This window comes from Streptomyces sp. PL-25 (assembly GCF_058344915.1).
Genome location: NZ_CP136997.1, coordinates 6,420,705 through 6,432,463, shown reverse-complemented (window position 1 = coordinate 6,432,463; position 11,759 = coordinate 6,420,705). Strand labels below are relative to the sequence as shown.

The 11,759-nt window shown below is 73.5% G+C and carries 10 protein-coding genes and 1 pseudogene; 4 read left to right on the top strand and 7 right to left on the bottom strand.

Going from position 1 to position 11,759, the window contains the following annotated elements; genetic code table 11:
* The first annotated feature begins 115 nt into the window (after positions 1-115).
* Both R4Z62_RS28580 and R4Z62_RS28575 read left to right on the top strand, forming a co-directional pair.
* Positions 116-952 (top strand): aldo/keto reductase, encoded by an 837-nt coding sequence (locus tag R4Z62_RS28580; RefSeq protein ID WP_064536146.1) that lies wholly within the window; start codon positions 116-118, stop codon positions 950-952.
* A 193-nt stretch (positions 953-1,145) separates the two neighbouring features.
* The gene (locus tag R4Z62_RS28575) at positions 1,146-1,841 is read left to right on the top strand and encodes a glycoside hydrolase family 75 protein (protein ID WP_491521294.1); all 696 of its coding nucleotides are present in this window, start codon (positions 1,146-1,148) and stop codon (positions 1,839-1,841) included.
* 182 nt (positions 1,842-2,023) lie between these two features.
* Here R4Z62_RS28575 and R4Z62_RS28570 read toward each other — a convergent pair whose 3' ends face one another.
* The 6 genes from R4Z62_RS28570 to R4Z62_RS28545 form a co-directional block, all read right to left on the bottom strand.
* Positions 2,024-2,977 (bottom strand): class I SAM-dependent methyltransferase, encoded by a 954-nt coding sequence (locus R4Z62_RS28570; protein WP_491521293.1) that lies wholly within the window; start codon positions 2,975-2,977, stop codon positions 2,024-2,026.
* A gap of 195 nt (positions 2,978-3,172) precedes the next feature.
* Positions 3,173-4,948, bottom strand: a complete 1,776-nt coding sequence (locus R4Z62_RS28565; protein ID WP_491521292.1) for a glycoside hydrolase family 6 protein — start codon at positions 4,946-4,948, stop codon at positions 3,173-3,175.
* Positions 4,949-5,083: 135 nt separating this feature from the next.
* Positions 5,084-5,215, bottom strand: coding sequence for a hypothetical protein (locus tag R4Z62_RS28560; protein WP_257784419.1), 132 nt, complete (start codon positions 5,213-5,215; stop codon positions 5,084-5,086).
* 420 nt (positions 5,216-5,635) lie between these two features.
* Positions 5,636-6,385, bottom strand: coding sequence for a class I SAM-dependent methyltransferase (locus tag R4Z62_RS28555; protein ID WP_382845871.1), 750 nt, complete (start codon positions 6,383-6,385; stop codon positions 5,636-5,638).
* Positions 6,386-6,412: 27 nt separating this feature from the next.
* Positions 6,413-6,718: a 4a-hydroxytetrahydrobiopterin dehydratase gene (locus R4Z62_RS28550; protein ID WP_064536136.1), complete on the bottom strand. Its 306-nt coding sequence runs from the start codon at positions 6,716-6,718 to the stop codon at positions 6,413-6,415.
* 154 nt (positions 6,719-6,872) lie between these two features.
* The gene (locus tag R4Z62_RS28545) at positions 6,873-7,982 is read right to left on the bottom strand and encodes an ADP-ribosylglycohydrolase family protein (RefSeq protein ID WP_064536134.1); all 1,110 of its coding nucleotides are present in this window, start codon (positions 7,980-7,982) and stop codon (positions 6,873-6,875) included.
* Between the two features lie 40 nt (positions 7,983-8,022).
* Between R4Z62_RS28545 and R4Z62_RS28540 the strand changes: the two genes are divergently transcribed.
* Positions 8,023-8,862, top strand: coding sequence for a helix-turn-helix domain-containing protein (locus tag R4Z62_RS28540; RefSeq protein WP_064536132.1), 840 nt, complete (start codon positions 8,023-8,025; stop codon positions 8,860-8,862).
* A gap of 52 nt (positions 8,863-8,914) precedes the next feature.
* Positions 8,915-9,778: a Sco1979 family transcriptional regulator gene (locus tag R4Z62_RS28535; protein ID WP_064536130.1), complete on the top strand. Its 864-nt coding sequence runs from the start codon at positions 8,915-8,917 to the stop codon at positions 9,776-9,778.
* A gap of 458 nt (positions 9,779-10,236) precedes the next feature.
* Here R4Z62_RS28535 and R4Z62_RS28530 read toward each other — a convergent pair.
* Positions 10,237-11,440: pseudogene (locus R4Z62_RS28530) on the bottom strand (IS110 family RNA-guided transposase).
* Between the last annotated feature and the right edge of the window lie 319 nt (positions 11,441-11,759).

Genomic DNA, 11,759 nt, shown 5'->3' with positions numbered 1-11,759 from the left:
GCGCGGGCTCGCGCGGTGGTGATTCCGGCCGGATCGCACGGTCAGGAATGCGGCACGGCTCGTGATCGTTGACGATAGGAGTACCACTTCACGTCGACCGAAGGATCCACACCTCGTGAGCAGCCAGGTCCCCCCGATCATCCTCAACAACGGCGTCGAGATGCCCCAGCTGGGCTTCGGCGTCTGGCAGGTGCCGGACGACGAGGCAGAGCGCGCGGTCACCACCGCTCTGGAGGCCGGGTACCGCAGCATCGACACCGCGGCGATCTACGGCAACGAAGAGGGCACCGGCCGGGCCGTCGCCGCCTCCGGCCTGCCGCGCGAGGACCTCTTCGTCACCACGAAACTCTGGAACGGCGACCAGGGGTACGACAGCACCCTGCGCGCCTTCGACACGTCCCTGGCCAAGCTCGGCCTGGAGTACGTGGACCTGTACCTGATCCACTGGCCGATGCCGTCCAAGGGCACCTATGTGGACACGTACAAGGCGTTCGAGAAGCTGCTCGCCGACGGCCGGGTCCGGGCGATCGGCACCTCCAACTTCCTGCCGGAGCACCTGCGGGAGCTGATCGCCGAGACCTCGGTGATCCCGGCGGTCAACCAGATCGAGCTGCACCCGCACCTCCAGCAGCGCGCCGCCCGCGAGTACCACGCGGAGCAGGGCATCGCGACCGAGGCGTGGTCGCCGCTGGGCTCGGGCAAGGGCCTGCTGGAGGTCCCGGCGATCGTGGCGATCGCGCGCAAGCACGGCCGCACCCCGGCCCAGGTGGTGCTGCGCTGGCACCTCCAGCTCGGCAACATCGTGATCCCGAAGTCGGTGACGCCGTCCCGGATCAAGGAGAACATCGAGGTGTTCGACTTCAGCCTGGACGACGAGGACCTCGCGGCGATCAGCGCCCTGAACGAGGACCGGCGGCTCGGTCCGCATCCGGCGGAGTTCGAGGTCGTCTGACCCGGCGGGCCGGCCCCGGCCCGTTCCTCCCGAGTGCCCCGGCACCACCGCCGCACGGCGGTGGCGGCGGGGCACTTCCCGTCCCCGCGGTCCGAACATCCCCGTACGCCACCCTTGACGCGCACATGGCCAAGGGGCCACCTTGTATCGCACCCGGTCAGGAAAGTTTCCTAACAGAAGGGTTCCCCCCACCGTGCGCGTACGAACTCTGGCCCTCGCCGCCGCCTCCGGAGCCGCCCTGCTCGCCGCCGGAGTGCTCCCCGCCAACGCCTCCGGCGCCACCGCGCCCCGCGCCGCCCAGGAGGGCTCGGTCAGCGCGGCCGACCTGCTCGCCAAGGTGAAGTCCTGTTCGCAGATCTCCAACGGCAAGTACAAGACCGACGACGAGACCTCGGCCACCGTCCCCGTGTGCGGCAAGAACGGCGCGGTGTTCTGGAAGGCCGACATGGACATCGACTGCGACGGGCAGCGCACCACCAACTGCAACGAGGACCGCGACCCCTGGTACCAGGACGACACGCGGTTCCACCAGTCCGACGGCAAGCCGCTCAAGGCGGAGTCGCTGCCGTACGTCGTGGTGCCCAGCTCCAGCAGCATCTGGAACTACGCCGACTCCGGCATCAAGGGCGGCGGCGTGGTCGCCGTCATCTACAACAACAAGGTCGAGTACGCCGTCGTCGGCGACACCGGACCGAACAAGATCATCGGCGAGGCGTCGTACGCCACCGCCAAGGCCCTCGGTATCGACCCCGACCCGGAGACCGGCGGTGCCGACTCCGGCGTGACGTACATCCTGTTCAAGAACTCCAAGGCGTCGCCCATCGAGAGCCACAGCGCGGCCGTCACCCTCGGCGACCAGCTCGCCAAGCAGTTCATCGCGGCCAACTGAGCGGCCGGGGCGGGCGGGTCCGGTGCACGGCACCGGGCCCCGCCCGCCCCCGTCCGCGGTGCCGTGCGCTTCATGCCATATGTGTCCGGCCATACGCGTCGGGCCATACGTGCCGGGCCGTACGCGTCGGGCCGTACGCGTCGGGCCGTACGCGTCGGGCCGTACGCGTCGGGCCGTGGGCGTCAGGCGGTGCGGACGGCCGTGTGCACGGTGTGCGCCTTCAGTACGAAGACGTCCTTCCTGCGGTGCACGCTCGCCTCGTCCTCCGGGTCCAGCAGCCGGTCGAGGGCGGCCAGGTCGTCGGCGGCGAGTTCCTCGGCCGTGCCCTCCCGCATCCGGGCCAGGGTCGCGGCCACATAGGCGCGGGCCGGCCCGGAGACCGGGGCCGGCAGGTCCAGCAGGAAGGTGCGGGTGCCGGTGGGCTTCAGCCCTGCCGAGGCCAGCAGCTCCGGCCAGTCCTCGGTCTCGGCGACCGAGCCCGGCAGCCCCTCCCGCATCCGGGTGAACCACTCGGCCTCGACGGCGTCCAGCCGGGCCTGGAGCCCGGGGCGGCCGAAGCCGATGTCGCGGGGCAGGAAGCGGGCCGGCAGACCGCCCTCCAGCAGGGCGAGCGTGCCGCCGGGAGCCAGCCGCTCGGCGAACGCGGCCAGCGCGGCCCGCTGGTCGCCCAGGTGGTGCAGGCTGTTGCTGGCCCACAGGAGGTCGGCCGGGTAGCCCACCTCGTCCAGCGCCCCGGGCAGTTCACCGGTCACCGTGGTGAGGCGGTCGGCCAGGCCCAGCCGGCCGGCGCGGGCGCGGGCCAGCTCCAGCAGCGGGGCCGAGCCGTCCACCGCCGCCACCCGGGCGCCCGGGAACGCCTCGGCGAACAGACAGGACACCACGCCGGGACCGCTTCCCGCGTCCACGATCAGACCGGGCTCGGGCGCCAGCTCGCCCAGCCAGGCCATCGCCTCCCGGTACATCGGGGCGAACAGCTCCGCCTGGGACTCCAGCAGCGGCGCCAGCACGGCCCAGTCGAGGTCGCCGTGATCGTGGTGGTGCCCGGGGCGGGCCCCCTGGGCACCATCCTGGTGGCCGTGCTGGCCGTGCTGGCCGTGGTGGTGCGGACCCTGGTGGCCCGCGTGCTCCTGCGCCATGGTGGTCTGCCTCTCGTCTCGGTGCGGCCAGCGTGCGCCGCCGCCCCGCGCCGGGGCCAGTTCCCTTGCCGGGACCGCAAAAAACAGGCACGGATTTCCGCTCCTGGCAACGAGCGGCGGGGACCTGCGGTGCGGCCGGGTGATCCGCCGGGGCCGGTCCGGACCGGCCCCGGCGGATCACCCGCGCTCCCTCGGTCAGGGCAGCGGCGGGTAGGCGTTCTGCATCAGCTGCCGGAACTGGGCGGAGAACCAGTGCCCGGCCAGCGGCGCGTCGGCCAGCGCGCCCGAGGGACTGTTGCCGTTGCGCGCGTTGCCCCCGTACGTCGGGTCGCACATCCGGTCGAAGCCCTTGCCCTCGTCGTTGGAGACGGCGGAGCTGGACCCGTCCGACTCCCCCGGCGGCTTCACCCACACATAGGCGTCGATCCCGGCGGCCGGGGCCGCCACCGGCCGTTCGCCGAGCCCCGCACCGCTCTGGTTGCACCAGTTGCCCGCGTGGACACGGCGGTCGACACGGCCCCCGTCGACATAGGCGTCCACCGAGGTCAGCGGCCCGGCCCCGGCCGGACGCGCGGAGCCGCCCCAGCCGTTGCGGGAGGTGTCGATCAGCATGCCGATGCCGGAGTCGAACCCGGCCGCCACCAACTGGCTCCGCAGCGCCTGGGCGTAGGACTGCTCGTCCACGTACTGGTTCCAGTCCACCCACTTGGACTGGCGCACGGTCTGTCCGTTCACGCTGTCGGTGATCTTGAGGTACGGCTCGGTCGTGGGGCTGTAGTTGGCCGTGTTGACGATGAAGCCGGCCACGTCGCCCACGCTCGCGCCGTTGCTGGTCGCTGCGGCACGGAACTCCTGCACGGACGGGCCGAGATTGGAGTCCCAGCCCAGCCAGCCGTGGTGGGCGGCGTCGATGTAGTTGTAGACGTTGGGGACGGCGCCGAGCCTGCTCAGGGCGTAGCCGACGCCCTTCTCGTAGTTGCCGTTGGCCTTCATGGTCACGCAGGCGTCGGTGGTCGTGTCGGTGCCGCCGGCGTTGGTGACCAGGTTGGGCAGCGAGTCGGGTTCGATCACGGTGGCGATGCGCAGCCCGGCGTACTCGGGGTCGGCCAGGATCGCCGCGATCGGGTCGATGTACTCGGTCTCGTACCTGCCGAGGTCGGCGGGGCCGAGTTCGCCGTTGGAGGCGAGGGCCGCGCAGTCGCGTCCCGGCAGGTCGTAGACGACCAGCTGGACGACGAGTTCGCCCGATCCCTTCTGCTTCAGCGCCTCGTCGAGGTGGTCGCGCAGGCCCATGCCGCCGTCGACGCCCCCGATGGCGGCGATCCGGTCGAGCCAGACGGCGGTGGGCTGGCCGGCGACACGGCTGCCGCCCGGTTCGGCTGCGGCCTTCGCGGACCACTCGGGGTTCACATAGACCTTGGCGCCCTCGTACGGGTTGGCCACGCGTCCGCTCGGGTCGGTGCCGCCGCCGGGGCCGGTCGTGCCGCCGCCGGGGTCGGTCGTGCCGCCGCCCGGGTCCGTGGTGCCGCCGCCCGGGTCCGTGGTGCCGTCGCCGACGATGTCGCAGGCCGCTCCGTCGAGGGTGAAGGCGGCCGGGACGGCGTTGGTGCCGCTGTAGGTGCCCTGGAAGCCGAAGGTGGCGCCGGCGCCGGGGGCGAGGGTGCCGTTGTAGCTCTCGTTGGCGGCGGTGACGGCGGTACCGCTCTGGGTGATCCGCGCGTTCCAGCCGCTGGTGACCTTCTGGTCCCCGGCGTAGGACCACTTCAGGGTCCAGGCCGACTTGGCGGCGCCGTGGTTGGTGACGGTGACGGCGGCCGTGAAGCCGGTGTTCCACTGGTTCTGCACCTGGTAGTCGACGGTGCAGGGCGCGGCGGCGGCGCTCGCGCCCGCGGGTACGGCGGTGAGCGCCAGCCCCGTGCCCCCGGCGACCAGGGTCAGGGCGGCGAGCATCGCTGTTCTGCTGCGGCTCATGGGTGGGGGACTCCTCCTGTGGGATGGGACCTGGGACCTGCTGACGTGCCGGTGCCGCGGGGATCCGCGCGACCGGCACACGGGCGTCCGGCGCGCCCGGCGTACGGAAGGGGCGTGCCGGCGGGGAGAGGTGTGTCAGGGGGTGCGGGCGCGCAGGTGACCGCGCGGTCCGGCGGCCGGGCGGCCGGGGTCCGGGAAGGCGCCGTCGTCGCACCGGCCCGTGCGGGCGGGCGGCGGCGAGGAGCGGGAAGAGCGGGGGTGGCGCATGAGCGACTCCTTGCAGACCGGGCGCGTCGCGAGGGACGCACCGACTGATGGAACCGCTCCCACTGGTGCGAGTGAAGGTAGCGCCAAGTCCCGCCGGAGAACAGGGGGCCGGTGACTTTCCGTTGCCTTTTCGTCAGCGTTCCGTCGGCGTTCCGTCGGCGCCCCGCCGGTCCTGCGCCGATTTCCCGACGTCACGGCCTGTCAGCCGGGGCTCGCATGTTTTCGCCTCGTCCAGCTCTTGACCGTGCCCTGACACATCCGCACTATGGGAGCGCTCCCACTGGTCAAGGTCTGTCGTTCCTCCCCCGTTGTCCGAGCCGCACGGAGAGGATCCCCCGCCCATGCCTCCCTGACATCAGCAGGACGCCGAGCACCGCCCGCGTGCACGCCCGGCGTGCGGGAACAGCGCGGGCCGGACGCTCAGCCGTCGGCCGGCCTGCGGAACGCCCGCAGGCTGAAGACCGGGTCAGGCCGCGGCCGGTCCTGGTCGGGAAGGGCCGCCAGCCGGGCGGCGAAGCCGTCGGCGAGCGGGTCGCCCGGCGGCAGCGTGACGAACCAGCCGCGCCGCAGGTCGGCGACGGTGCCGCGCGGGCTGCGGCCCTGGCCGAGGCCGGGGAAGCGGGCCTGTCCGGCCGGGACCAGGCCGTGCGCCGCGGCGTGCCCGGCGACCAGCCGGGCCTCGTCGCGGGCGGGGCTGGGCGGCCGGGAGGCGAGGGCGGCGTCGATGTCGCTGCCCACGTTGTGCGCGGCGGCCTTGTCGACCGTGGTGACGTACACCCCGCCGGGGCGCAGCACCCGGGCGCACTCGGCGACCATGGCGCGGGCGTCGGCGTCGCTCGGGGCGAGGTGCAGGAGCCAGACGCTGACGACCGCGTCGAAGGCGCCGTCCGGGAAGGGCAGGTGCCGCAGGTCGGCGCGGACGACGGCGCCGGGCAGCCGCGCCGCGGCCCGGCGGGTCATCTCGGGCGCCAGGTCCACGCCGGTCACCCGTCTCCAGGGGCGGGCGGCGGCGAGGCGGCGGGTGACGATGCCGGTGCCGCAGCCGGCGTCCAGCAGGTCCGTGCCGCCCGGGTCGAGCAGGCTCAGGACGGCGTCGGCCGCGGCGGCCGCCCGGGGCTCGCCGCCGCGCGCCGCGTCGTAGCGTTCGGCTTCCTCGTCGTAGTCCAGCACGCGGTTCCCCCCTGGTCCTGGCGTGGTTCAGCTCGCTCCGTGGGCCGGTGCGAGGTCCTGGACGCGGCGGGCGAGCCGGAGGTCCAGTTCGGTGACGGCGCCGCCCGCGCTGTGCGTGTTCACGCTCAGCTGGACGGTGTGGTAACCGAGGGTGAGGTCGGAGTGGTGGTCGAGTTCGTCCTGCACCTGGGCGATGTGCACCACGAGCGCGGCCGCCGCGATGTGCGAGCCGAGCCGGTAGGTGCGGGTCAGGCGGTCCCCGTCGAGGGACCAGCCGGGCAGTTCGGCCAGCCGGTCCTCGATCTCCTGGTGCGGCAGCGGTGCGACGGCCATGGGCCGGCTCCCTTCCTGGGCGCCGCGGGGCGGCGCGCACCCGCGGCGGCAATCTCGGGGCCTGCCGGTGCGGCCTGCCCCGTTCAGCCTCCCACAGGAAGGCCGCCGGGAACCGGCCCGGCGGGTACGGCGAGTACGGCGAGTACGGCGGGCGTCAGCCGGGCAGGCACGCGGCCGCGAGGTCGTCGGCCAGGACGGCGATCCGGGCCCGTCCCTCCACGCGCTCCACCCAGGCGTGCGGCAGGGCGTGGTCGCCGTGCCGGGCGCCGAGGATGTTCCCGCAGACCGACCCGGTGGAGTCGCTGTCGCCCGAGTGGTTGACGGCCAGCAGCAGCGCCTCCTCGGTCCCGGGGGCGGCGAGGGCCGCGTAGACGCCGATGGCCAGGGCCTCCTCGGCGATCCAGCCGGCGCCGAGCCGCTCCACCTGTTCCGCGCTCGGGGTGCCCTCGGCGGCCAGGTCGAGGGCCTGGGTGAGGGCGGCGGTGGTCTCCTCGTGGCCGGGGTGGCGGCCGAGCAGGCGCAGCGCGCGCAGCACCGCGCCCTCCACGGACTCCCCGTCCACCAGGTGCGCGACGATCGCGGCGAGGGCGCCGGCCGCGTAGTAGCCGGTGGGGTGGCCGTGGGTCGTCTGGGCGCAGCGGGCGGCGCTGTCGAAGGCCTGCTCGGCGGTGGCGCCGGTGAGCCCGAAGGGCGCCGAGCGCATCACGGCGCCGCAGCCCTTGGAGTCGGAGTTGACGGGTCCGGGCGGACCGAACGGGGCGGCCGGGTCGGGCACGAGGTCCAGGGCGAGGCCGGACAGGCAGGCGTTGCCGGGCGCGCGCCGGGAGTACAGCCACCCTTCGGTGACCAGTCCGCCGCGCGGGCCCGCGTAGGAGCCGCCGGAGGGCTGGGCGAGTTCGCTCTCGTGCGGTCCGGTGCGGCGCTGGGTCTCCAGCCAGCGTTCGTAGGCCCAGCGCACCAGCCGGAAACCGGCGCTGCCCAGGCGCGGGCCGTGGCCCTGCTGGTGTGCCTGGCGCAGGCCCTCGACGGTGAACAGGGTCATCTGGGTGTCGTCGCTGACCAGGCCGACGGCACCGGCCCCGGCGGGCGCGGTGACCAGGCCGGTGAGGCCGCGCGGGCCGTGGGTGGCCCGGATCCGCTCCAGGGTGCTGAACTCGATCGGGTAGCCGAGGGCGTCACCGACGGCGCCGCCCAGCAGGCAGCCGCGGACCCTCGCCCGGTACATGGCCACCGCTTCCCCGGACGGCTTCCCCAGCTCGTTCATGCGGTCACTCCTCGACAGCGCTTCGACTACGGTCGTACGTATGACCATTCTCGCGACCGGTGACGTCCGGGTTCCCACCGCCCCCTCGGGCCGCGGTGCGGGGCCGCTGCTGCGGGCCTGGCGGGAGCGGCGGCGGATCAGCCAGCTGGAGCTGGCGCTGCGCGCCGACTCCTCGGCCCGGCACATCAGTTTCGTCGAGACGGGCCGCTCCCGGCCGAGTGAGGAGATGGTGCTGCGGCTGGCGGAGCATCTGGAGGTGCCGGTGCGCGAGCGCAACGCGCTGCTGCTGGCGGCCGGTTACGCCCCGCGCTATCCGGAGACCCCGCTGGACGATCCGGCGCTGGGCACGCTGCGGGAGGGGCTGGAGCGGCTGATCCAGGGGTACGAGCCGTATCCGGCGCTGGTGGTGGACGCGGTGTACGACGTGGTGACGGCGAACCGCGGGGTGGCGATGCTGCTGGAGGGCGTCCCGGAGCGGCTGCTCGCGCCGCCGCTGAACGCGATGCGGCTGACGCTCCACCCGGAGGGTCTGGCGCCGCGCATCCGCAATCTGCGCGAGTGGCGGGGGCATCTGCTGGCGCAGATGGAGCGGCAGATCGCGCTGGACCGCTCGGACGCGCTGCGCGCGCTGTACGAGGAGGTGGCGGCGTACCCGGTGCCGGAACCGGAGCCGGGCGGCGTCCCGGAGGAACCGGCCGGTGACGTGCCGTACTTCGCGCTGCCGATGCGGATCGAGCACGAGGGCCGGGTGCTGTCGTTCGTGTCGTCGATCTCCACGTTCAACACGCCCATGGACGTGACGGTGGCGGAGCTGGCGATCGAGACGTTCCTGCCCGCCGACCCGGCGACGGTGAAGTACCTTCGTTCGCTGTCGGCCTGAGGTGGTGTGACAGACTGCTGCGCGGTTGTCGGCGCATGTCGGGAGGCGTGGCGTGAGTGAGCGGCGGCCCGCGCCCACCGTGGGCCAGGTGGTGCTCGGCAGAAGGCTCCAGGAGCTGCGGGAGGCGGCCGGCCGCACCCGCGAGGAGGCCGCGCAGGTGCTGCGGGTGACCGCGGCGACGGTGCGGCGCATGGAGCTGGCCGAGGTCTCCCTGAAGATCCCCTATGTGCAGATGCTGCTGGCGACGTACGGGGTGGGCGAGGCGGAGGCGGCCACCTTCGTGCGGCTGGCCGAGGAGGCCAACGAGCCGGGCTGGTGGCAGCGGTTCCACGACGTGCTGCCGGAGTGGTTCAGCCTGTACGTGAGCCTGGAGGGAGCGGCCCGGCTGATCCGCTCCTACGAGCCGCACTTCGTGCCCGGACTGCTCCAGACCGAGGAGTACGCGCGCGCCGTGCTGGAGGCCGGGACGGTGGGGCAGACGGGCCCGGAGGCCATCGAGCGGCATGTGTCGCTGCGCATGGCCCGCCAGGAGCTGCTGGAGCGCCCGGACGCGCCGCACCTGTGGGTGATCGTCGAGGAGACGGTGCTGCTGCGGCCGGTGAGCATCCGCAGCGCGGTGATGCGCGAGCAACTGGACAAGCTGCTGGAGTACACCGAGCGGGACCGGGTGACGGTGCAGGTCGCGGAGTTCGCGGACGGCCCGCATCCGGGGACGTACGCGCCGTTCTCGCTGTTCCGCTTCGCCGAGCCGGAGCTGCCCGACCTGGTCTACACCGAGTATCTGACCGGCGCGCTGTATCTGGACTCGCGCAAGGAGGTCTCCGCGCATCTGGAGGTCCTCGACCACATGACGGCCCGCGCGGCGACCGCCGAGCGCACCCGCAAGCTGCTGCGGGAGTGCCGCGAGAGGTACTGACCGGGGGACGACCGAGGAGCCGTACGACGGGTCCGGCCGGACCGGACGCCCGCGCGCCTCGGCACCGGCCGTCCGCACCCGGTGCGGGTCTACGGCCGGTGGCCGGGCGGCGAGGGCGACCACCCGGTGGACGAGGAACCGGGCCGCCGGGTCCCGGCCGTCGGCGGCACCGCGTGCGCGGGGCGCGGGGCGCGGGTCGACCTGGCGGTCCATGCAACGGGCGACCCGGGTGGCCGCCGAGGCGGGGACGCGGCAGTGTGGACGACGCGCACGGTCTGGGTGCGGCGTTACGTCGACGCCCTGGCCCCGGGCAGTCATCTGCCGCTGTCGCAGGGGACACGACACCGGACCTGAACCCGGAGGCGGCGGGCCGGGCCCCCGAGCTGTTCCCTCCCAAGGGGGGCGGCCGGAGTCGGCGGACGTGGCCGCGCGGGCGGGGGGTGCCTCTATGTCCTTCGTCAAGCGAGGCGAGGGCTGCGGGGTTCGTAGAAGGTTCCGTCGCGGAGCATGGCGAACAGGACGCTGATGCGGTGGCGGGCGAGTCGGAGGAGGGCCTGGGTGTGGGTTTTGCCGCGGGCTCGGCAGCGGTCGTAGTAGGTGCGGGAGGCGGGGGTCGTGGAGGGCTGCGAACGCGGAGAGGAACATCGCGCGTTTGAGCTGCCGGTTGCCGCCTCTGGGGGCGTGCTCGCCGTGGAGCGACGTGCCGGACTGGCGGGTTGCCGGGGCAAGGCCGGCGTAGGAGGCCAGGTGGGCGGCGGTGGGAAAGCTGCTGCCGTCGCCGATGGTGGCCAGGAGGACTGCGGCGGTCCTGACGCCGATGCCGGGCATCGAGGTCAGGACCTGGGAAAGAGGGTGGGCCTCCAGCAGTGCCTCGATCCGCGTTTCCAGGGCCCGGCGTTGTTCGTGGACGGCGGCCAGCGACTTCGCCAGCGACGGCACGATCACGTCGAGGGTGCCGGTGCCCGGGACGACGACGGTCTGCTCGTCGAGCGCGGTGAAGATGTCGTCGACCAGCCGCTCGGCCATGCGCGGCGCCCGGGGCCGGACGACCTCGACCAGTTTGCGGCGGCCCGCTTTGCGGAGTGCTTGTGGGGATCCGTAGCGCTCGAGGAGCCAGGTCACTGCCGGATGGTCCAGGCGCGGGCCCAGGACGCGTTCGAGGCTGGGGTGGAACTGGGTGAGCAGGCCGCGGATGCGGTTGGAGGTGCGGTTGGCCTCGCCGGCGAGGTCCTGGTCGAAGCCGGCGAGCATGGTCAGCTCGGCGGTGACCTCGTCGGTCAGGTCGAGGGTGCGCAGGGTGTGGGGCATGGTGCGGGCGGCGTCCGCGATGACGGCGGCGTCCTTCGCGTCGGTCTTGGCTTCGCCGGGGTAGAGGTCGGCAATCCTGCGCATCGCCAGGCCGGGCAGGTAGGCGACCTGACAGTCGGCGTCCCGGGCGACGGTCAGCGGCAGGGCGCCGATGGAGGCGGGCTGGTCCACGACCACCAGGACGGTGCCGAACTTGGCCTTCAGCTTGTCGAAGACCGCCCGCAGCTTCGGTTCGCTGTTCGGCAGCGGCTTGTCGAAGACCGTCTTCCCGGCCGGGGTCAGTCCGTGTCCGTGATGGGTCTGCTTGCCGACGTCCAGGCCCAGGAAGACGCCCACCCCGTCGATGCTGATCACCGTGCCCCCACATGTGTCGACGTGTGCCGGCCCCGAGGTCGGGAGCCGTTCTCGCGCAGCCACGTTATGCAGACCTGCCGCCCGCGAGCAGCCGGGCATTTCGCCCGGCCAGGCGGTGGCCGGACCTCTGATCAGCGTCTCCGACGGCACCCCTCGGGCCCGGTGACACCACCCCCCAGGTCATCCGATCGACAGGGGGCAACAGTCATGCCGGGCCCGGAGGCCAGCGGCCCTCTTGCAGGACCGCGAAGAAGATAACGGGGCATCTGCCGGTGTACGCGGGCACGGCCGGCCGACCCTGGCCCGGGGCGCCCGTACG

Excerpts from the sequence above, each read along its gene's own strand:
- R4Z62_RS28570 (WP_491521293.1), bottom strand. The coding sequence starts at position 2,977 with ATGGCGCAGGAGCACGCGGGCCACCAGGGTCCGCACCACCACGGCCAG.
- R4Z62_RS28565 (WP_491521292.1), bottom strand. The coding sequence starts at position 4,948 with ATGAGCCGCAGCAGAACAGCGATGCTCGCCGCCCTGACCCTGGTCGCC.
- R4Z62_RS28560 (WP_257784419.1), bottom strand. The coding sequence starts at position 5,215 with ATGCGCCACCCCCGCTCTTCCCGCTCCTCGCCGCCGCCCGCCCGCACG.
- R4Z62_RS28550 (WP_064536136.1), bottom strand. The coding sequence starts at position 6,718 with ATGGCCGTCGCACCGCTGCCGCACCAGGAGATCGAGGACCGGCTGGCC.
- R4Z62_RS28545 (WP_064536134.1), bottom strand. The coding sequence starts at position 7,982 with ATGAACGAGCTGGGGAAGCCGTCCGGGGAAGCGGTGGCCATGTACCGG.
- R4Z62_RS28540 (WP_064536132.1), top strand. The coding sequence starts at position 8,023 with ATGACCATTCTCGCGACCGGTGACGTCCGGGTTCCCACCGCCCCCTCG.